Source organism: Bacillus sp. FSL K6-0994 (genome assembly GCF_038630815.1).
In the GTDB taxonomy this organism is placed as follows: Bacteria; Bacillota; Bacilli; order Bacillales; family Bacillaceae; genus Bacillus; species Bacillus safensis.
Map to the genome: position 1 here is coordinate 3454087 of NZ_CP152043.1, position 21680 is coordinate 3475766.

Sequence of the window (21680 nt, forward strand, 5' to 3'; positions counted from 1 at the left end):
TCACAAAAGCCCCCCTAATCCGATCAAGTAAACAGCTGTGAAGATGAAAATCCATACAACATCAAGGAAATGCCAGTATAGACTTGAGATGAAAATCTTCGCTGCTGTTTGTGGAGTTAATCCACGTTTTTTAATTTGGAACAAGATCCCGGTAATCCAGAAGATACCGATCGATACGTGCAGTCCGTGAGTTCCTAAAAGTACAAAGAATGCAGACCAATACGCACTTGTATGGATGCTCGCACCCTCATGTACATAATGGAAGAACTCAAAAATCTCAAATCCAACGAAGCCTGCACCTAGAAGCAGTGTGAGAATCGTCCAAATGACAACCCCTTTTGTACTTCCACGGCGCATTTCATGAACAGCAATCCCACATGTAAATGAACTAACCAATAGCAGGAATGTCATGATCAATACAAGCTTCATATCAAACAGCTCAGCTGGTAAAACGCCGCCAGCTGTTCTGCCATGTAGAACAAAGTAGGTCGCAAAAAGTGTTGAGAATAACACGATTTCCGCGCCAAGGAATATCCAGAAACCAAGGATGTTTAAACGTCCGGTTTCAGAGCGATATTCAAGCGGTGCATTTGCATAGCTGCTATCATTATGTCCCATTACTTCTGCGCCTCCTTATTCTTTTTCTCTGTTTCAATGACTTCTTCAACAGGAATATAGTAGCCATCGTCATATTCGAATGAACGTAAAATCATCGTTGCGAATACACCGATTAAGCCAATAACGCCAATCCAGTACCATTCAAATACAAGACCGAATGCACCAAGTCCAAAGAATGCAGACATGATCAGCGGTCTGCCTGAATTGTGCGGCATGTGAATTTTCTTGAATTCTTTTTCAGGATGAACGTCCACATTGTTTTGCTTCCAATGATGGAATGCATCTGGTGTTGTCACTTCTGGAAGTGCTGCAAAGTTATAATGCGGCGGAATTGCAGAAGATGTCGCCCAGTCAAGTGTACGTCCTTCTCCCCAGCTGTCTCCAGACACTTCACGTTTTGAATGTCTCCAGCTGTAGTAAATGTTGTAGCAAAGGATGATGAATCCGATACCCATCATAAATGCACCAATTGTTGAAATAAAGTTTAGTGCAGTCCAGCCATCTTCTGGTCCATACGTATAGATACGTCTTGGCATTCCTTGCAGTCCTAGGAAGTACTGCGGGAAGAAACAGATGTTAAATCCGATCATGAATACCCAGAAGAACCATTTGCCGATTCTTTCGTTTAACTTGTAACCAAACATTTTTGGATACCAGAAAACAAGACCAGCAAAACAAGCAAATACAGTACCTGCGATTAATACATAGTGGAAGTGGGATACAAGGAAGTACGTGTTATGGTACTGGTAATCCGCAGCTGCCATCGCAAGCATAACCCCAGTTACACCACCGATTACGAAGTTTGGGATGAAACCAAGTGCCCAAAGCATTGGTGATGTAAAGCTGATACGGCCTCGATACATCGTAAAGAGCCAGTTAAAGATTTTCACACCTGTTGGTACAGAAATCGCCATTGTTGTAATCGAGAAGAATGAGTTAACCGCTGCACTGTTCCCCATTGTAAAGAAGTGGTGAACCCACACAAGGAAACTAAGAACAGAGATTGCCACAATTGATACAACCATCGCTTTGTAACCAAACAACTGCTTTCTTGAGAACGTCGCAAAAATTTCTGAGAAAATACCGAAAGCCGGCAGGATAACAATATATACCTCAGGATGTCCCCAAATCCAGAAAAGGTTCGCCCAAAGCATCGGCATACCGCCTGCTTCGAGTGTAAAGAATGCAGAACCGAATAAACGATCAAATGTCATAAGTGCTAAAGCAACTGTTAGTACAGGGAATGCAAAAACGATGATGACAGACGTAATCAATGTTGTCCATGTAAACATTGGCATACGCATAAGTGTCATACCTTTTGTACGCATTTTTAAGATGGTCACCATGAAGTTAATACCTGTCATAAGTGTACCAATACCTGCAATTTGGAGCCCGAGCAAGTAGTAGTTCTGTCCAGGTCCTGGTGAGAAATCATTTCCGGCGAGCGGCATGTAACTCGTCCAGCCTGCACTTGGTGATCCTCCAATAACGAAGGAAATGTTGAACAGCATTGCTCCGACCATGAATGTCCAGAAGCTAAGGTTGTTCAGATAAGGGAATGCAACGTCACGTGCACCAATTTGAAGAGGAACAACGACGTTGATTAAACCAATTAAAAATGGCATCGCCATGAATAGAATCATGATCGTACCATGCGTTGTAAAGATTTCATTATAGTGGTTTGAATCTAAAAACGTATTATTAGGAAGCGCCAGCTGCGCGCGCATCATCAGTCCGTCTACCCCACCGCGGAAGAACATAATCACAGCAGCAAGGATATACATGATTCCAAGCTTTTTATGATCAACTGATGTCAGCCATTCTTTCCAGAGCCATTTCCACTTTTTAAAGTAGGTTAAAACAAACACGATGGCAATGGAGGTAAGAGCGATAGAAATTTGCGCACCAAGAATTAATGGGTCTCCAGTTACAAAAAACTCATCCCATTTTAAATGCATAACGGCCTCCTCCTTTCCTTAGTCAGTTTATTCATTATCTAGTTTTCTTTTATAGTTCTTCACATTCTCGAAAGGATCTGTTTTGGAATGCGGAGAAACTGATTGGTAACCTAAACGTTTGCGTGCTTGGAGTGCGTATTCAGAATCCTCTCCATGCTTCGCAAAGGATAAATGTGTTGATGAGAATGTCTGCACATCTGCAGCATCAGGAAGCATCAAGTAGTCATACGTTTTCTTCGTTAACTTTGGTGCTTCTTTCTTCGTTTTGTTTACCCATTTATCATAGTCAGACTGCGTCATCGCATTGACTTTGAATTTTTGCTGAGCAAAGCCCTCGCCTGTGAAGTTGGCGTTTCTTCCTTGGTATGTGCCTACTTCATCAGCTTGAAGATATTGTTCCATTTCCATTCCAGCCATCGCATACTTCTCCCCGCCTAGCTGAGGAATCCATAGTGATGCCATTGTATCAGCGGAAGTGATTTTGAATAAAATCGGCTGATCTTTTGGAATGTTTAAGTAGTTCACTGTCTCAATATTTTCCTCTGGATAGCTGAAAATCCATTTCCAATCAACAGCTGTCGCATAAACGACAAGTGGATCTTTATGGCTTGTTGCTTGAGGTGCCTCTTCCAAAGAGTAAATTGTTTTTACAGTTGGAATCGAAAGAGCAGCAACGATTAATATTGGGATCACTGTCCAGACAACTTCTAGAAGCGTATTCCCGTGTATTTCTGGGTTATAAGAGGCGTTTCCAACGTCCTTACGCTCACGGTATTTAACCAAAATGATGGTAAACAGTACAAATACCGCACCAACGATAAAGAGCATGAATCCGATAGATAAAAGGATTAAGTCTTTTTGTTGTGCTGCGACTGGTCCTTTAGGATCTAAAACAGCGATATTGCTGCAACCTCCTAATACAAAAACACTCACGAGCATCGCTAATAAAAGCATAGGTTTAATGGCTCTGAACAAGAAGATCACCATCCTTCCTTAAATAATGTATAAATTGCTGAATAATTGTGAAAAGCCATCTGCCTTCGAAAACTTTTCTTCCCTTTGTAATGCTATCAAAATCTGTTAGAGTTAGCTTCCCTTTTTTCAAAAGTTCATTTATTTTTCAACAGATTTCTTTTAAAATGTCATAAATTCGACATAAATTTATATTATTGCACACACAATAAATTTCTAGGATTTTGAAAAGTTGAGAGTTGAAGGCAAAGGACAAACAATCAAGAACTTTGTCAAATTTAGGTTTACCACAATAAAAAAGTTTGGTCAAATTTCAATTTAACTTAATGAAATTTTATCTAGGTAAACAATTTCAAAATAGGTATCCCCACATTTAACAAAAACCTTACTTATTTTAACGCAAGTTAACAAGAAAAGAAAGTATCGATCCTCTGACTATGCGCGTTAAGAATTGGCAATTATGATGAATATGTGGAATCCCGCTAAATGACTTCCAGCAAAAAACCGGCTCAGCGCCGGCATTCTGCAATTATTCATCTCTTACTAAAATGTCAGGGCGCCTATAGATGTCTTCTTCATGTTCAACATCAATGTATGTCCACTTGCCTGTATAGGTTAAAAAGCGGTTCCCCTCTTTCTCTACGACCATCGTATCCTCTGATTTCAATCCAGGCAATGAAGGATTCCAAGTAAAGACTTGATGCAGCTGAATTTCTTCCTTCGATGAGGGAACTGCAATGATTTCTCTAGATACAAAGCCCGTTTTTCCCCCTTGATGAAGCTTTTTCCAGCTATCAGGGAAGCCCTCTTTTTCATACTGAGCAATACCTGCTTTCAATACATCTCCCAATGTCTTACCAGGGCGCGTGGCAGCATTCATGACCGTGTCAATTCTTGCAAGCCGCTCTTTGTTCTCTTCAAGCTCCTTTGGAAGCTGACCGAAGTAAACAGACCTTGTGACATTCGCCACGAGTCCATGCCGTTCAGCGCAAAGAACAACAAGCGCATGCTTTTGAAGTTTTTTGTCTGTCGGAATTGGATGACGGTATTGATGAATCCGGTCATCTGTTGCTACAAGCAGCACTTCAATCGTCATTCCCTGCGCGATCGCTTTTTGAGCCGCAAGCGAAGCGATTTCGTACTCCGTCTGTCCTGGAACGATTTCTTTACAAACACTCTCTACAATGACCGCTGTTTCATGACAAAGCGTTTCATATTGGCGGAGCTGTGATGCGGAAAGAATGGATCGAACTTGCGACAAATCCGGCTCGATCCATTCGAATCCATCCATTTGAATGTCTGACCCGATCCGTTTGTCTTTTGTGAGTGTTTGAATGTGTGCCGTATCATCCTCAAACCAATCCATCGTCACCACTTGAAAGGGGTGATCGATATACGCCATCTCTTCTTCAATGATCCGCTTTTCTTCCATTTGATTCACTATGAGGACGATGTCGTCTTTTAACACAAGCAGCTTGCACACGCCCTCTGGTGTATTTAACACGATGTGATTTCTTCTCCCTCCTGTCAGCCAGGAGAAGTTATTACGCTTTTGAATCAAGACACCGTCGAGCTGTTTTTCTTCCATTAATGTTCTTACTTGTTCAATCATCTAATCACCTGCCTATATGAGTGTATGAATGAAACGTTTAAAAGCTGTTTTCCCTTGCTCGGTTCTTTTAAACACACCCGCCTGTGAGAGAATACGAGAAAAAATCATACCGATTTCTTTTTGTAAAATAGCTTCTGTATTGTCCTCTGTAAAGGTATTCTCTTCAAGCAGACGCTTTGCCCATGTTTCGTGTTTCTTGATAGCAGGGCGGGCTTTGATTTCTTCAAGGGGGTTTTTGGATAACAGCGCTTCTTTTAATTGACTTAATTCCTCTGCTAATCTACCAGGAAGAACTGCAAGACCCATCACTTCAATTAATCCGATATTCTCTTTTTTAATATGATGGACTTCTTCGTGCGGGTGGAAAATTCCATCCGGGTGCCGCTTGTTTGTACGATTATTGCGCAGCACTAGATCTAATTCATAGTCATCTCCATGGCGGCGTGCAATTGGTGTAATGGTATTATGCGGCGTCTCTCCTGTATGAGCTAGCAGCTCCACTTCTTCATCTGAATACATTTTCCACTCGTTTAAGATAAAGTCTGCTGCGTCTGCAAGCTTCTGCCGGTCGCTGCTTCGAAGGCGGATGACAGACATCGGCCATTTCACAATCCCGGCCCTCACATTCGGAAAGGCATTCAGAGAAAAGACCTCTTCCACCTCCGCTTTCGCCATCGGAAATTCATGCGCACCGCCCTGAAAATGGTCATGACTTAATATACTGCCCCCGACAATCGGAAGGTCGGCGTTCGATCCGATGAAATAGTGCGGGTATATATATATGAAAGAAAGCAATCGTTCAAAGGTCTTTTTGGTGATGCTCATCGGCTCATGTTCGCCTTTGAACACAATGCAGTGCTCGTTGTAATACACATAAGGTGAAAATTGTAGAAACCAAGATTCATCTGTGAGTGTCACAGGAATGATCCGGTGATTCTGTCTCGCTGGATGGTTGATGCGCCCCCCAAACCCAACGTTTTCTTTACAAAGGAGACAAAGAGGATATTGTTTTTGACTAAGCTTTTTGGCTTCAGCGATTGCTTTTGGGTCCTTTTCCGGCTTTGATAGATTGATTGTGATCTCCAGCACGCCATCATCTGTTGGTGTAAACCACTGCACATTTTTGGCGATTCTGCCTGTATGAATATAGTGTGCGTGCTGCTGCATTTCATAGAACCAGCTTGTAGCAGCCTCTGGCCCTTCATGCTGGCGCTTCTCTTCAAACTTTGCGTAGATGACACTTGGAGGCGCCACCAAGCATCCCATGATTTTCGCATCTAGTAAATCGCGATACGTATCCGTCCCCTCAGGGATAAGGCCAGTCTCAACTGCCCAATCCAGCATCGGCATTAAGATGTCTTCAAGCTCCGCCTCCCCTGAGACTGTTCTTGGCTCAGCTTCATCCAGCCCAAGCACCTCAAGCAGCCGATTTCTCGTATACTCGATATCTAGTCGTGTGATCAGCTCTTGATTGATCCCGTATTGAATCAGCTGTTCCAGTTTTTCAAAAATATCAACCGCCATTCTCTCTGTCCCCTCTCTTGCCTGCCTGTTATGCGTTATTTACTTTGGTAGCCGTCTGGATGCTTCTGAAACCAATCCCACGCACTTTGAATGATGGTGTGAAGGTCAGCATATTGAGGTGTCCACCCTAATTCTTGCAGCGCTTTTTCAGAAGAAGCAATCAGCTTTGCTGGATCTCCCGCGCGTCTGTCAGCGACCTGTGCTGGGATCGCATGCCCCGTAACGTTTCTAACAGCATCTACTACCTGCTTCACGGAGAAACCAGTGCCATTCCCTAAGTTGTATGTTGCACTTCCTTTTCCAGCGCGCAGACGATCAACAGCTAAAATGTGCGCGTCTACTAAATCCATGACATGAATGTAATCCCTAATACACGTGCCATCCTCTGTCTCATAATCATCACCGTAAATCATGATCTGATCTCGTTTTCCTAAAGCCACTTGCAGAATGATCGGAATGAGATGTGTTTCAGGCTGATGATCCTCTCCGACAAGTCCTTCTGTATGAGCGCCAGCTACATTAAAGTAGCGAAGCACGACGTATTTCATTCCATATGCCTGCTCAGACCACTTCAGCATTTTTTCAATGGCTAGTTTCGTTTCTCCATAAGGATTGGTTGGATTCGTCTCATCCGTTTCAACGATCGGCACTCGCTTTGGTTCACCATATGTGGCAGCGGTTGAAGAGAAAACGATGTGTTTCACATCAAATTCATTCATCACCTGAAGTAAGGCTGTTGCTCCTCCAACGTTGTTGTCATAGTACTTTAGCGGGTCTGTTACACTCTCGCCGACAAGTGAATCTGCGGCAAAGTGCATCACCGCTTCTATTTGATGCGTTTTGAAAACCTGTCTTAAAAAATCTTGATCTCGTAAATCTCCCTCTTCTAAAACAGCTCCCTCCAAAACGGCTTCTTTGTGGCCGGTCTGCAAATTATCCACTACTACCACTTGTTCACCTTTCGCTAAAAGAGCCGCTACCGCATGGCTGCCAATGTACCCTGCTCCCCCGCACACTAAAATTGTCATTACACTTCCTCCTTCGTGAGTTCTCTTGCGCCGCCTCCAATTCCAGCTGTGTAAAAAGAGGCTTGAATGCCCGTCTTCTCTTGATAAATCGCACCCGTTTCTTTTATAAATGATGCCAGCTGCTTTTCTTTCACAATACTGATCGTACAGCCGCCGAAACCCGCGCCCGTCATACGAGAGCCTATCGTTCCAGGATGGAGCCAAGCGGCTTCTGCCAGTGTATCTAGTTCAAATCCAGTCACTTCATAATCATTCTTTAAAGAGAGATGAGAAGCCTTCATAAGCGCACCTATTTCTTCCATTTTATCATCTTTCAGAAATTTGACTGCTTTTATGGTCCGCTCGTTTTCTGTCACCACGTGTCTTGCACGTTTGCGGCATGTTTCATCCTGAATCAAATGGGCATGTTCGGCAAATTCATCTGCCGTGAGCTCACATAAGTGGGCAAGGTCGATTTCTTCTCGTAAATCGTTTAAAGCTGATTGACACTCTGACCGGCGTTCATTGTATTTGGAGTCTGCCAGTGTCCGCTTTTTGTTTGTATTGGCAATGACAAGCGCCAGTCCCTCTTGCCGAAACGGACTGTATTGAAAATCAAGGGTATCGCAATTAAGCAAAATGGCGTGATCTTCTTTTCCAAGAGCAATTGAAAACTGATCCATGATGCCGCAATTGACGCCAATAAATTCATTTTCTGCACGCTGCGAAAGGAGGGCAAGACGGGCATTTGAAACGCCGAATGAATGCCATTCATTGATGCAGACGGCGGTAACAAGCTCGATGGAGGCAGAGGAAGACAGGCCTGCGCCATTGGGAATATTGCCGCCGTATACAATGTCAAAGCCTTCTTCTATCTTCATCCCTGCTTCAATAAACTGATGGAACACGCCCTTCGGATAATTCGCCCAGCCATCCGACTCTAAGTAAGCGATTTCAAAAAGGTCGAATTCTTTCACACCATCGCCATCAAAGTTCAAGGAATACATTCTCACGCGGCCATCTGACCGCTTTGCACATGCTGCATATGTACCGAGAGTGAGCGCACAAGGGAATACATGACCTCCATTGTAATCTGTATGTTCACCAATCAAGTTCACTCTTCCCGGGGCAAAAAAATAGCGAAGTTCTTCTTCTTTATCCCCAAATTGCTGGTGAAATGCCGTGCGTAACATATCGATCATATCCATTCCCCTCTTCTCATCTGATACTCTTATTTTAGTTGCCTGAACTGCGTAAGTTCAATGGTAAAAAAATCGTTAAAAAATACCCTTTTTTTGCTGTGAATGGTACGATGTGATATGAGGTGTAACATGATTCAAAATAGAAAAAGGTTGTTTTTTGCTGTGAAGGAGGTTTTCCAATTTGAAGAAGGAAGCATTTGCATTTCGTTTTCACCATTCTGATGTTACATTGCCGGCACAAATATGGTCTGTTGGCTGGGAGGTTCAATCATCTTCGTTATACAGCTGGAATGGCGTGGAGCGGAAGGATCAGGGCAAGTGCATCTTTCAGCTCACACTGTCTGGACACGGCATGATTGAAATCGGACAGAAGCGGTTCAAAGTCTTGCCGGGGCAGGCCTTTCTTGTGAAAAGTCCAAGTGCCTATCAATATTATTTTCCAGAGGACAGTGAGCATTGGGAATTTCTCTATTTGACGCTTTATGGGGAAGCCTGTGATCTTTGCTTTGACCAATTTATAGATCAAGGAAAGCAGGTCATGCGTTTTCATCCTCATTCCAAGCCGATCCGCCTGCTGAAGAAAATTTATGATGAAGCCAGTGAAAGACGGATTACCAATCCATTTGAGGGGTCTAGCCTTGCTTATCAATTTGTCATGGAACTGTATTCATATTTGCCAAAGCTTGAGGGACAAATGGAAAAATGGCCTGAGCCCATCGTCCAAGCGGCCTTATTTGCCAGCCATCATTTTCACGAGGAAATTGGCCCAGACGATATGGCAGCTGCGGCACGTTTATCCAAAAGTCATTTTACGAGGGAATTCAAAAAGGCTACTGGCTTCACACCTATTCACTACTTAACCAATATCCGGTTAGAGAAGGCGGAAACATTATTAAAAACAACGAAATACTCAATTGAAGAAATCGCCATACAGTGCGGCTACCGAAATGCGAATTACTTGAATAAAGTCTTTCGAAAGAAAATCGGCATGTCTCCAAAGCAACTGCGGGAAACAAGCGATGCATAATAAAAAGCAGCCGCTTCATCATTGGCTGCTTCTTTTACGATTTTGACAGATCAACATGAATTCTTCCTTGTTTTAAAACAATCGTCATTTGCGTATCAGGGGTCATTAAGTTTTCTAAAATGTCCGTTGCCGTTTGAAGCGCAATGTCCATTCGGTTGATCTTTTCCTTTTCTTGTTCCGAAAACGCTTCTGGATGTGCGGTCATTTCTTTGACTAGCCTCAGCACTTGTTCATGCTGCTTTTCTGTTTGTTGATATATGGCATCATATAAGTCGTCTGGCCTGCTGCTCATTTCACATCACCTATCTTTTTTATGTGTTAAATCGCATCTTCTTTTGTTTTCTTGAAGACGAACCACTTACTGGCGACATAATTGACCACCACAATCACAAAGTTGACGAGAATTTTTGCGACGGTTTCATTGAGCGCCATTTGGCTCACAAATAAAATCATCAGCCCCAGATCTACACCTAGAGACATGAGACGGACACTAAAAAATGAAGAAAGCTCACGCATGAGGCTTTTTGTGTCACGAGCCTTTTGCTTGAAGACATACTTCTTATTGGTGATATAAGCAAAGAGAACAGCAAATACCCATGAAACAACCGTAGCTGTTTTGTAATCCATGGAAAACATCTCAACGAATAAATAGAAGCTGACGATATTGACAATGGTTGTACACACACCCATCACAAGATACATGACAACTTCTTGATACTTTTGAAAAAGGCTATACATGTCTTTCTTCATTCCTTCTTGGTGGTTTCTGTTTCTTTTAGAATACCATCTTGAGAAGAACTTCCCAAACGAACAATATGTATGTCCTGCAAAGATGAAATTTGTTCTACTCGATGGCAAATGTCAACGCAATTGGTTTATATGAGTCAAATGTTTTAGGTCTTTATCATTATTTTAATTTATAATCTTTCAACTGACTTTACAATTGTTTATTATTAGAAGTAAGATTTCAATATTTATGGGTTTTTTAGTCATTTTTTTAGGGACGTGGTAGGTGATAGATTTTACAAAATAGGTTAAATGTCATCATTTTTCGACAAAATTTATTTTGCGCTGTTTTCAACCACACGTACAGTTACTAGACGGTTTGTTCAAGTCATTGGTTGCAGTGAATATGTCTTATTGAACTGGAGGATATTATGGATACGCAAGTGAAAAGAAGAGTTGACGAAGAGTGGGTTTATTTGATTCAGGAAGCGAAAAAAATTGGACTAGGCATCGAAGAAATACAAGCTTTTTTAACATCCAACGGTGATCAGAAGATGATAAACAAACCGTAAATCAACGCCGTTATCCTTTGTCTTTCAGACTGCTTTGGCTATAAGTTCTGACCTGTCAATTGACCTTTTGAAAATCCTTTCATGACGATACGCTACAATAATTGAACACCTCTCCATACCAATCCCTTCCACTCAATGGGGTTCTGTCTTTCTATATTAGGAGGACAGTCCGTTTCCTGTTCTTTATATGATTCCTTTTTAGCCGCCATTCATGAAAATTGTCCTTCTCTCGTTATAAAACCAAGCTGCCCACCCATATATTAAGCATGAAAACAATGAGAAAGCAGAAAGGTGGGTAGAGCGTGAGTTCAGGTTCCCTTTCGTATTATCACCAAAAAAAGGATCAGTATTATCATGGGGTAAACCCGGTCATCGTCAGCCGTATCCGCGCGGAATGGACGTCTTTGTTGGATATCGGATGCGGCACAGGCAAGCTTGGAAAAGTCCTGAAACAAAAGGGCCGGACCATTTATGGCATTGAGTCATTTGAAGATGCAGCAAAAGAGGCGGAACAAGAGCTGGATCATGTTCTCTGCGGAAATATTGAACAACTGGCTCTCCCTTATCAACACGAACAATTTGACTGCATGATTTTCGGAGACGTCCTCGAGCATTTATTGGACCCTTGGGCCGTTTTAAAAAAGGTGAAACCCTTCCTTAAAAAAGAGGGTGCCATCCTGTCATCTATTCCAAATATCGGCCACATTTCAACGGTTTTAGAATTACTAGCCGGCAGATTTACTTATACAGATGCAGGGTTAATGGATCAAACACATTTACGTTTCTTCACCCTTCACGAAATACATGCACTCTTTCATTCAGCGGGTTTTCGCATTCGCGAATTCGAGGCCATTCGCGTACAGCATCCTTCCTATGCAAGCGTGTTGAATGATCTACATGAATTACTCATGAAACACGGCATTCGTTCTGATTTCCACGAGTCTGCTACAGCCTATCAATATGTGGTCGAGGCGGTTCCATTTCATGAGTAATCCGACGATTCTGTTTGTTTTATGTGTGAATGATGAATCGATGTTTCAAGCTTGCTTCCGGCAGCTCGCTTCACTTCCGGCTCCTCATGGATACCATGTGGAGGTCTTACCCATCAGACATGCATCAAGTATGACCTCTGCATACAATGAAGCCATCACTCATCCAGCTCAGTTTAAAATTTATCTTCATCAGGATACCCTGATTGTCAAACAGCATATGCTGCTTGAACTCATCCCGCTTTTTTTACAAAACCCATCACTTGGCATGGTTGGAGTGATTGGAGCAGAAAGCGTGCCTGACAATGGAATTTGGTGGGAGAGTTCTGATTGCAGGGGAAAAGTCATTGAATATCGTCACGACACCTATCAGCTGCTTTCGTTTGAAAGAGGCCGTCAGCAGCCCGAAGCGCAAGATTATATCCAAGCTGCAGCCATTGATGGTCTTTTCATGGCGACGCAGTATGATGTGAAGTGGCGTGAGGATCTCTTTGATGGCTTTCATTTTTATGATGTTTCGCAGTCCTTTGAATTCACTCAGAAGGGCTATGAAGTTGGGATTGCAAGACAAGAAGAGCCTTGGTGTATTCATAAATGCGGAGATCATTTTGATGCGGAAACATATGAAAAAGCGAGACAAACATTTCTTGCAAATTATCGATAGAAAGCACCCTTTTCGGGTGCCCAGAATGTAGAGAAACTCATGTTTTTCTACATTCTTTTTTATTTTCCACGTCATGATGTTAGGTGAGAATGGGTCTTTTGGTGCTTTTAAGATCTTGTGCAGCTTTCAAGAAAAGGACACGGAGCACATGCTTTCGGATCTGATTTGTAGAACCGATAACCTTTCCGGGAAAATAAAGCTGTCGAGATTTTCTCGACAGCCTGACAGACCCTAAAGGTCTGTTTGATTCATCAAGTAGATAATCTAGAATCACGTGTTCCAAAACGAATATCCGGATTTACACTAGAACGGGTTCCATTCCTCACAGCAAAATCGTTATCATGTTGAGATAAAGTTATAAGAGGGAAATCTTGAGTAGTAACGCTACTGCCTGTAGCATTTCTTACTGTCAGATCAGTTGATTCTGGAGAAGTAGCATTTCTTGAATTCACATCAAAATCGACAGATGATAATGAGATCACACCTAGCAATGCTGAAGCACTCAAAAAACCAGTAAGAACCGTTTTAAAATTCATATGAACAGTCGCCCCTTTGGATTTGTTTTCGGGCGTACATCACTTTTTCGTACATTTTTACAGATTCATCCATACGCCCATTCTCATTATAGTACCGAGCCGCTTCGAGCGCTAGGTCTTCTATGTATGGATAACCCCTCTCGTTCTCTAATTTTTCCAACGAGCTCAAGACCTCACTTAGGTTTGCTGTTTTTAAAAATAAATTTTCCAATACCATCAGCAACGATAAAAACAGATCATTTTTACTATTCTTCGCTTCTTCCAAGCCTCTTTTGAAAAATCTTTCTCCCTCAATAAATTCCTTTTGACTCAAATGAAATAAAGATAATTCATAATAAACCAAAAGCAACTCTGTAGCATGAATAGGCTCTCCTTCAAGAATAACCTGATTAAAATAAGCTAGTGCCCTATTAAAATCACCTAATCCTTTATAACAACAACCAATATTAAATAATGACTTCACAATCATTGGCTTATTAGAAATTGCCTTAGATCTTTCTAAAGCTGACAATAAATGAGGAAGCGCCTTTTCTCTGCATTCAAAATCAATGAAATTACCTGCCATAACAGTTAGACAATTAATTTCTCGAATCATATAAAGTGAATTGCTCTTATGTGCCTTATAGGTATCATAAGAAAGACCAACGTAATACATAGACACGTGTGTCTGTTTCATGTGATAAAACACTTCTGATAATTTGTAGTAAAATTCCGCTCTTTCTAACTCATCCCCTACTTGCTCCAGGCGCTTTTCCGCGCGCTTATAGAACACAATAGCTCTAATAAACTTACCATTTTTGAATTCATACATTCCTTGAAAAAAATTAAAATAGTATTCAAGAATGGCTGACATCTTCTTTCCTTGTCCTTCTACAGCTTTCAAGTAATCAGATTTTTCAAGTGGTTCTTTAGAAGGCTGCACATAGTCTGTCATCAATTGGTGACGGAACTCCATCAGCTGAAAATAAAGAACCGCCTGTTCATCTTCTTCCATGACATCTATATCTTTTCTAATCTCTTCCCTTAGCATCTGGGCCTCTTTAACATTGAATCTTTTTATATGCTTATACCATTCATTTATCTTGATCGCTACAACTGGAGACGGTATAGACGCCATCTACAATCCCCCCTAGAAAACCAATTTTTAATAAATGTTAGCACAATAATTCCTAATAAAATCCTATTTTTACATTAATATGTAAAATTTTCGGCATGACGCAAACACTTTGTAAGCAAGTAGGACACAAGACATATCAATCTTTAGATGCTATCGCAGCAGTTAACGCATTTAAATCCCATATAAGCGTTCTTGAAGCATCACACTATGGAAATACCCGAGCATAAATAAAGGTGCTTAGAAACGAATATGAACGCTCTTGGTGGTTTGAAATAGGCGCTATGTTTTTTAAGAAACAAAAAAACAGGCTCTTTAGCCTGTTCTTTATTATCCAGTGATGACCATATTGATGAATGGGACACTCAGTAAAAAGAAAACAACGGCAAAAACAACTTTTTAACCCATCTCTTTTTCTTTATTATTCTTACGTTTTATCATATAAACAGCGAAATAAGAGGCACCAATTAACATCATCAATACTGGTATTACAGTCATCATAAATTCTCCTCCCAAATAAAAGAACCTATATTGCGGTCACCGCAACCCAAAAAGAAACTTTCCATCAAATTACCAATTATCAAGAAATAAATGGTAGCATGAAAATATATCAAAGAAAGTGAGTGATTCTTATAAGTCCATGACTCCTATGCCTCATTATGCAACCATTTTTTTGACTCTCTTATGATTCCCCAAAATAGGAATCTGTATAGAATTACAATCAAGAAAAAAGTATAAACAAACTCAAAGGGAGAGAATGGTTCATAATCAATTATGTATGCATTAATAAACACTATTATCAAAGAAAACAATTCCATCAAAGAATCTATAAATCTGTTTTCTTTGAACACGTCCCTTGTCTTTTTGAAATTAAAGATGTCTTTAATTTCCCCGCTGGAAAGTCCTTTGATCAAACCTAGACCTATAAAATACACCCCAAAAGAAAACTCATAGGACAAATTAAAAATGTGTGTGATTACACAATAAATCAAAGTGAATAAGAATAAATACATTTTATTACTCTCCTTAACCTCTAAGTATTCCACCCCAATAGAAGGAAATATCATGTATGCGTTACCCCAAAAAACAAATAGGAGTGGTACGTATGTTTAAAAAATTTCTAGTAATGTTATGTGTGCTTACTATTACATTTGGTTTCTCTTCTCCAATGATTAGTCATGCCAGTCAAGGTAATAATGAGACCCCTCCAGTCAGTGTAGATAAAAAACAATTGGAATTAGCAGAGAAACTATCTAATTACTTCGAATTAGATAAGGATGGAAATACTCATTTTACAGCTGATAAAGAAACCCTTATGGAAATGGGAATTTCAGAACACGACAGTCAACTAATGACTTCTATGAAATCAGAAGAATTTAGCTTTGAAGAGAATGAGAAAAAAGGTGACATGCAGGCTTATGGTTTTGTAGGTCTACACCTCAAATTAGGACCGAAAGTTAGAAGCATGAACGCCATAGTAGCAGGTGGATTTGCAGCCGGATATATCGGTTGGTACACAAGCAAAATTGCTGCTGCTGGACCATGGGGTGCCGGAGCCGCCGCGGCTATTACTGCTGGAACTTCTGGTGCGGTTGCATGGGCAGTTAAAAACAAATATAAGAAAGTTGATGTAGGCGTAAATATTATGTTTGTCGACTTAGCATATACTGTAAAAATACCTTAAAAATTACTGTTAAGCAACAATAAATAAAAAAAGCAGGCTCCAGTAAGAGCCTGCTTACTTTTAATATAAGACTTCAACACAAAATTTTTGAAATTCCTGAAAATATTTTGGTTCTGCATTAATAGTGGTAAGCGTATAGAAAGTGTTGCAGCGTGCAGACGATCGGTGAGCCCTCTCATTCTTCTCCTCGTAAAACAACCCTTTTTATAAAGCTATTTCAATTGTTCAACAAGTATTGTGCCAACGTCTTTCGAGACATATACCTCTAAATTTTCTCCAGGTGTCAGGTCGTTCATTTTTAATTGTTTCACACTGATCTAAAACAGTATCATATATTTTTTCTACTCGATCTTTGCTTCAAGTCTTCAACTCACGCATAATAAATTCAAACTCAATTTCTCAATTTCAGTTATAGAAAAATCCTCATAGCAGCAGTTATAACACCCCTTTTGACATGGAGGAATATTACCTGTTGATTTTTGATAATCTTCTATTTTTCGTTCGTACTTTCTGTATGTCTGGATAAGCCGAGCAGCTCTTGATTCAGGATGAATGTCACTATGACACTTTTTATATTTCTTCCCGCTACCACAGAAACACGGGTCATTTCTTGAGATTGTCTTAACCATTGCCTTCCCCCTACAACAACAGGATCAACCCATTAATTACCTAAACAATTTTATTATATATTACCAAAAAATGCCGTCTTGCATCTACAAGACGGTCAGTCACCTTTCTAGATTTCACTCTTCCAAAGATGCTATTTCGTCTAATAGAATTTTTGCCCCTTCTCGACTTAACACAATACCTCAAGATAAAGTCATGTTTTGATCAGGCTCAGCACCCTTTTCGGGTGCCTTTTTTATGATATACTGTCATAAACAGCCAGATCGTCTCATATGCATTGGAGTACCTTGTCCCTAATTCGTACAAAGGAGGAAACAATGGCAGACAAAAAAGTTCATTATAAGAAGGTTGCCGCTTCAGAGGATTTCCGAAAACTTCTTGAGGAAAAACGCAGATTTATCGTACCGATGACGATTTTCTTTTTTCTCTTTTACTTTTCACTTCCGGTTGCTACATCCTACTTCACCTTTTTGAACACGCCGGCAATTGGCGCGATCTCATGGGCTTGGTTATTCGCCCTCACACAATTTGTCATGACCTGGGTTTTATGTGGACTTTATGCGAAAAAAGCAGCTAAGTTCGACAATATTGTAAGCGCTTTAAAAACTGAATCAAGAGGTGATGACGAATGAGCATGACCGCTTTTATTTTGTTCGTTGCGATCGTAGGGCTCACATTGGTCATCACATATTTTGCTGCGAAAAAAACTAGCAATGCGAGTGATTTTTACACAGCAGGCGGAGGTCTGACTGGGTTTCAAAACGGCCTTGCCATTGCTGGAGACTATATGTCTGCTGCATCATTTTTAGGGATTGCCGGAATGATCGCGTTAAACGGATTTGACGGCTTTTTCTATAGCATTGGTTTTCTAGTAGCGTACCTTGTCGTTCTTTACGTTGTGGCTGAACCGCTTAGAAATCTGGGGAAATATACGATGGCCGATATGATCGCTGCACGGTTTAAGCGCCCTGCCATTCGAGGGGTTGCCGCCTTTAATACCATTACAGTCTCTACTTTTTATATGATTGCACAGCTTGTTGGGGCAGGTGCATTAATCAAACTGCTTCTTGGCATTGATTACTGGATTGCGGTACTGATCGTGGGTGTCCTGATGACCATTTATGTCGTGTTTGGCGGCATGATTGCGACCAGCTGGGTACAGATCACAAAGGCTGTGCTTCTCATGCTTGGGACGCTCATTATTTCTCTGCTTGTGTTTGCAAAGTTTGATTTTAGTCTGCTGAAGATGTTTGAACAGATGAAAACAGCGACCCCGCTCGGTGGGGCATTTCTTCACCCGGGAAATAAATATGATGTGCCTTTAGAGACACTATCTTTGAACCTTGCCTTAGTGCTTGGGACAGCAGGTTTGCCGCACATTTTGATCCGGTTTTATACGGTCAAAGATGCCATTTCTGCGCGTAAATCTGTTCTATCCGCTACGTGGATCATCGGGATCTTTTATTTAATGACGGTTTTCCTTGGCTTCGGTGCGGCTGCCTTTGTGGGAACAGAAGCGATCACGGCTGCAGATGCAGCAGGAAATATGGCCGCTCCACTGCTCGCCCAAGCTCTTGGAGGAGATTTGTTATTTGCCTTTGTTTCCGCTATTGCCTTTGCGACTATTTTGGCGGTGGTAACGGGTCTCGTCCTATCCGCCGCGTCTGCCTTTGCGCATGATTTTTATAGTCAAATTATCCGCAAAGGAAAAGCGAGTGAGCGGGAGCAGGTGAAGGCGGCACGCTTTGCTTCCATCGGCGTGGCGATCCTCTCTATCGTTCTTGCATTATTTGCCCAGTCCTTAAACGTCGCTTTTCTTGTGTCTCTTGCCTTCGCAGTGGCGGCAAGTGCGAATTTGCCTTTGATTATCTTCACTGTTTTTTGGAAACGATTTAACTCTACAGGTGCCATCGCAGGAAGCTTAACAGGCCTTCTGAGCGCACTGGTCATCGTCTCGCTCAGCCCAAGCGTCTGGGACCCGTCAGGAGCAGCCATCTTCACAGGAGAGCCGCTCATCCCGCTGTCGAACCCTGGGATTATCTCGATTCCACTCGGATTCCTTGCCGCATACTTAGGCACGATATTCTCTTCTGAAAAAGCAGATGAAGACACCTTTACGGAAATTCAAGTAAAGGCACATACAGGCATGCATATGGATACTGATTCATAAGGAAAAGCCGGCTGCTCAGCCGGCTTTTCTTGTGTTCTTCTATTCAATCTCAGTAAGGTATAAATTGGCTTTTTAACTTATTTTTATACTTCTCTAATCTGGCAACCCTTCTAAACGTGATTAGAGAGCAGCATGTAATGAGGATTAACAGAATTTCATGAACTTCCCCTCTGTTATCAACCACACTCTTCATTCCTATTCCTCCCCGTAATGAATCTATTTATAGTGATGTATTCTCTGCAAGATGTCATTCCTATGTTATCATGTTATACACATACTGGAAATTATTTAAAACGACACGAAAGAAGTGGGATGACATATGCAAAGGATTTATTCTGCAAAATTATTATTCGAATCTATCTCATCACCAAGCAGTATACCTGATAAAATCTTTGAAGAACGAATTGTCTTAGTAAAAGCTAAAAACCAACGTCAAGTGAAGGAAATAATCAAACAAGGCTTCCCAGAAGAAACCTATGATAATGCAGAAGGTGGACAAACTAACATAAGTTTAGCAGCCATCCTAGATATCTTTGAGCTTGTAGATCACTTAGAGCAAGAATCACTGCACTTGAGTGAAGTGTACAGCCGCCACCTTATTTTTGATAAAGAAACATCTGTTCAAGAAGCCATTGTGGCATATTCTCTAGATAAATAAAAAGCCGGCTGCTCAGCCGGCTTTTTAGTAGCGCTGGAATAACTCTGGGTTTTTCGGAACGTTTTCTAAATAAACGATCTTCCCTTGGTCGTCCAGCTCTGCGATATCAATTCCTTCTGCTGTATAGACACGGCCATCCGAAAGCTTTCCGCAAACGGCCCAGTTTGTTTCATACTTTCCATCTTCTCTTTTATTCCACCCATCCCACATATGCTTAATGTCATCATGTACGTGGAAAAATGTATTCAAAAATTGTGTGAACGCTTGGATCCCAGGCTTTTTGGCGCCATTTAAGACAATCATGACATCGTCAGAAAACAATGCCAGCAATTCATCCATCTGCTCCTGCCCTTTTCCTGCTTCATCGTATCGACGAAAATACGTATCGAGCACTTCCATGTTCATTCTCCTTTATTTACCTGTCATTTCGAAAATAATCGAACTATATGATTGTACACAATTGTATAGCTCCTGTCTAATTTACCCGGCATAAGAAAAGACATGAATTGATTTAATCCATGTCTCCTTCAGATTAAAGAGATGCTTTTTTTGCTGCAACAAGTGATTTCAGCTCTTCTGCTGCTTTTTTAGGATCGGCGCTCTGGCTAATAGCACTAATGATGCTTATACCGTCTGCCCCAGCTTGTATCACTGGTGCTGCGTTGTCGTATGTGATCCCTCCGATACCTACAATCGGAATTTGAAGGCCATGACGGCGGACTTCAGTGATCAAAGACACACCCTGGACACTGCGTGTATCCTTTTTCGTTTCCGTTGGATAGACTGGGCCCATCCCGACATAATCTGCTCCGTCCTTCATGGCTTGTTTTACTTCATCTAGGTTATGCGTCGATACGCCTAATATTTTATTCCCGATCCTTTCTCTGACGCCTTTTGCATTTGTGTCTTCCTGTCCAACATGAACGCCATCTGCATCTAGATCAATCGCTAGCTGTACATCATCATTCACAATAAAAGGAACATTTGCTTCTTGGCAAAGCGCTTGAATTTGACGAGCCAATTGTTTCTTCTCTTCACCCTGCAAGGCTTTTTCACCCTTTTCACGAAATTGAAACATGGTGATTCCGCCTTGAATGGCCTCTTTCACAACATCAAGCGGCTGCCTCGTTGTATTCGCTGTGCCCAAAATAAAATAAACCGATAATTGCTGTTTGATTTGCTGTTGATCAGCCTTTGTCATGTGAAACTCCCCCTATTTTCCCTAGTGTCAGCACATCATCGCCGGTTGTGTGTGATAGTGCGTTTAAGAATTCCATTTGAAAAGTTCCCGGTCCTTTATCCATTGCGTGCAGAGCTGCCCTTTCAGCGGCGACACCATAAAACATCAATGCAGCTGCCGACGCATGAAGCGGCTGTTCACCCGCTGCACAAAATGCTCCGATGACAGACGTCAGCAAACAGCCAGTTCCCGTCACCTTCGTGAGCCATTCATGTCCATTATGAATAGACAGCACCTCATCTCCATCTGACACCACATCGACTTTTCCTGTGATTACCACTATTGTCTGAAGTGCAATAGACGCTTGTTTGGCTAATGCCGATACATCTCCATTCGCCGCTTTCGCATCAACGCCTTTTGACTCCCAGCCATCCACTCCAAGTAAATGAGCCACTTCAGCAGCATTTCCTCTGACAACGGTGATTTTCACTTTCTCTAACAGCTGTTGAGCAGCATTCGTTCGAAGCGTTGTCGCACCGACGCCGACAGGATCTAACAAAACAGGTACACCTTTTTCATTGGCGGCTTGTCCAGCGAGTATCATCGCTTCCACCGTTTCCTTAGTCAATGTGCCAATATTCAGCACTAGTGCATCCGCTAATTGCGCCATTTCAGCCACTTCTTCTTTGGCGTTTGCCATGACTGGCGAAGCACCTAAAGCAAGCAGTCCATTCGCTGTAAAATTCGTCACAACTTGATTGGTGATATTATGAACGAGTGGATTTTTTTCTCGAACCTTCTCCAATAAATGAGACGCGCAGCTTATTTTCATCCGTATCG

The 21680-nt window shown here is 41.6% G+C and carries 22 protein-coding genes; 8 read left to right on the forward strand and 14 right to left on the reverse strand.

The features are described 5' to 3' along the window. The 7 genes from qoxC to MHB69_RS18065 form a co-directional block, all read right to left on the reverse strand. Positions 1-618: a cytochrome aa3 quinol oxidase subunit III gene (gene qoxC / locus MHB69_RS18035; protein ID WP_039182371.1), complete on the reverse strand. Its 618-nt coding sequence runs from the start codon at positions 616-618 to the stop codon at positions 1-3. Beyond that, entirely contained in the window at positions 618-2576 is a 1959-nt protein-coding gene (gene qoxB / locus MHB69_RS18040; protein ID WP_024423835.1) for a cytochrome aa3 quinol oxidase subunit I, read from the reverse strand. The genes qoxC and qoxB overlap by 1 nt, the downstream gene beginning before the upstream one ends. A gap of 27 nt (positions 2577-2603) precedes the next feature. Beyond that, the gene (gene qoxA, locus MHB69_RS18045; protein ID WP_108909040.1) at positions 2604-3560 is read right to left on the reverse strand and encodes a cytochrome aa3 quinol oxidase subunit II; all 957 of its coding nucleotides are present in this window, start codon (positions 3558-3560) and stop codon (positions 2604-2606) included. Positions 3561-4077: 517 nt separating this feature from the next. Further along, positions 4078-5160: a M24 family metallopeptidase gene (locus tag MHB69_RS18050; protein ID WP_342489676.1), complete on the reverse strand. Its 1083-nt coding sequence runs from the start codon at positions 5158-5160 to the stop codon at positions 4078-4080. 12 nt (positions 5161-5172) lie between these two features. After that, positions 5173-6684, reverse strand: a complete 1512-nt coding sequence (gene galT, locus MHB69_RS18055; RefSeq protein WP_342495831.1) for a UDP-glucose--hexose-1-phosphate uridylyltransferase — start codon at positions 6682-6684, stop codon at positions 5173-5175. Between the two features lie 35 nt (positions 6685-6719). Continuing rightward, a complete protein-coding gene (galE, locus tag MHB69_RS18060) occupies positions 6720-7712 on the reverse strand; it encodes a UDP-glucose 4-epimerase GalE (protein ID WP_075621514.1) in 993 nt (330 codons plus the stop codon). Further along, on the reverse strand, positions 7712-8899 hold the full coding sequence (locus MHB69_RS18065) for a galactokinase (protein ID WP_098677119.1): 1188 nt from the start codon (positions 8897-8899) through the stop codon (positions 7712-7714). The genes galE and MHB69_RS18065 overlap by 1 nt, the downstream gene beginning before the upstream one ends. 175 nt (positions 8900-9074) lie before the next feature. Here MHB69_RS18065 and MHB69_RS18070 point away from each other — a divergent pair, with 175 nt between their 5' ends. Then, on the forward strand, positions 9075-9920 hold the full coding sequence (locus MHB69_RS18070; RefSeq protein ID WP_024423841.1) for an AraC family transcriptional regulator: 846 nt from the start codon (positions 9075-9077) through the stop codon (positions 9918-9920). Positions 9921-9954: 34 nt separating this feature from the next. On the opposite strand, the gene MHB69_RS18075 is transcribed toward MHB69_RS18070, so the two are convergent. Both MHB69_RS18075 and MHB69_RS18080 read right to left on the reverse strand, forming a co-directional pair. Continuing rightward, positions 9955-10212 carry a hypothetical protein gene (locus MHB69_RS18075; protein WP_034281308.1) on the reverse strand — a complete coding sequence of 86 codons (258 nt, stop codon included), beginning with the start codon at positions 10210-10212 and terminating at the stop codon, positions 9955-9957. 26 nt (positions 10213-10238) lie between these two features. Then, positions 10239-10622: a GtrA family protein gene (locus tag MHB69_RS18080; RefSeq protein WP_012011676.1), complete on the reverse strand. Its 384-nt coding sequence runs from the start codon at positions 10620-10622 to the stop codon at positions 10239-10241. Between the two features lie 455 nt (positions 10623-11077). Between MHB69_RS18080 and MHB69_RS18085 the strand changes: the two genes are divergently transcribed. From MHB69_RS18085 to MHB69_RS18095, 3 genes are all read left to right on the forward strand, one after another. Beyond that, on the forward strand, positions 11078-11218 hold the full coding sequence (locus MHB69_RS18085) for an anti-repressor SinI family protein (RefSeq protein ID WP_008345506.1): 141 nt from the start codon (positions 11078-11080) through the stop codon (positions 11216-11218). 302 nt (positions 11219-11520) lie between these two features. After that, on the forward strand, positions 11521-12210 hold the full coding sequence (locus tag MHB69_RS18090; RefSeq protein ID WP_098677118.1) for a class I SAM-dependent methyltransferase: 690 nt from the start codon (positions 11521-11523) through the stop codon (positions 12208-12210). Beyond that, a complete protein-coding gene (locus MHB69_RS18095; protein WP_340890963.1) occupies positions 12203-12871 on the forward strand; it encodes a glycosyltransferase family protein in 669 nt (222 codons plus the stop codon). Before MHB69_RS18090 ends, MHB69_RS18095 begins: the two co-directional genes overlap by 8 nt. A gap of 251 nt (positions 12872-13122) precedes the next feature. Here the strand turns inward: MHB69_RS18095 and MHB69_RS18100 are convergent, their stop codons facing one another. Further along, a complete protein-coding gene (locus MHB69_RS18100) occupies positions 13123-13407 on the reverse strand; it encodes a hypothetical protein (protein WP_041115399.1) in 285 nt (94 codons plus the stop codon). Further along, positions 13397-14524, reverse strand: coding sequence for a Rap family tetratricopeptide repeat protein (locus tag MHB69_RS18105; RefSeq protein WP_342495832.1), 1128 nt, complete (start codon positions 14522-14524; stop codon positions 13397-13399). Before MHB69_RS18105 ends, MHB69_RS18100 begins: the two co-directional genes overlap by 11 nt. 1102 nt (positions 14525-15626) lie before the next feature. Here MHB69_RS18105 and MHB69_RS18110 point away from each other — a divergent pair. The 4 genes from MHB69_RS18110 (at position 15627) to MHB69_RS18125 (ending at position 19660) form a co-directional block, all read left to right on the forward strand. Continuing rightward, a complete protein-coding gene (locus tag MHB69_RS18110) occupies positions 15627-16205 on the forward strand; it encodes a hypothetical protein (protein WP_131631247.1) in 579 nt (192 codons plus the stop codon). A 944-nt stretch (positions 16206-17149) separates the two neighbouring features. After that, positions 17150-17464, forward strand: a complete 315-nt coding sequence (locus MHB69_RS18115) for a DUF485 domain-containing protein (RefSeq protein WP_061110238.1) — start codon at positions 17150-17152, stop codon at positions 17462-17464. Next, positions 17461-19002, forward strand: a complete 1542-nt coding sequence (locus tag MHB69_RS18120) for a cation acetate symporter (protein WP_034281316.1) — start codon at positions 17461-17463, stop codon at positions 19000-19002. The genes MHB69_RS18115 and MHB69_RS18120 overlap by 4 nt, the downstream gene beginning before the upstream one ends. 319 nt (positions 19003-19321) lie before the next feature. Next, a complete protein-coding gene (locus MHB69_RS18125; RefSeq protein ID WP_335370648.1) occupies positions 19322-19660 on the forward strand; it encodes a DUF4288 domain-containing protein in 339 nt (112 codons plus the stop codon). A gap of 24 nt (positions 19661-19684) precedes the next feature. Here the strand turns inward: MHB69_RS18125 and MHB69_RS18130 are convergent, their stop codons facing one another. The 3 genes from MHB69_RS18130 to thiM form a co-directional block, all read right to left on the reverse strand. Then, a complete protein-coding gene (locus tag MHB69_RS18130; protein ID WP_098677116.1) occupies positions 19685-20059 on the reverse strand; it encodes a nuclear transport factor 2 family protein in 375 nt (124 codons plus the stop codon). Between the two features lie 133 nt (positions 20060-20192). Further along, positions 20193-20861, reverse strand: a complete 669-nt coding sequence (gene thiE / locus MHB69_RS18135; protein ID WP_098677115.1) for a thiamine phosphate synthase — start codon at positions 20859-20861, stop codon at positions 20193-20195. Then, positions 20848-21672 carry a hydroxyethylthiazole kinase gene (gene thiM, locus MHB69_RS18140; RefSeq protein ID WP_098677114.1) on the reverse strand — a complete coding sequence of 275 codons (825 nt, stop codon included), beginning with the start codon at positions 21670-21672 and terminating at the stop codon, positions 20848-20850. Before thiM ends, thiE begins: the two co-directional genes overlap by 14 nt. Between the last annotated feature and the right edge of the window lie 8 nt (positions 21673-21680).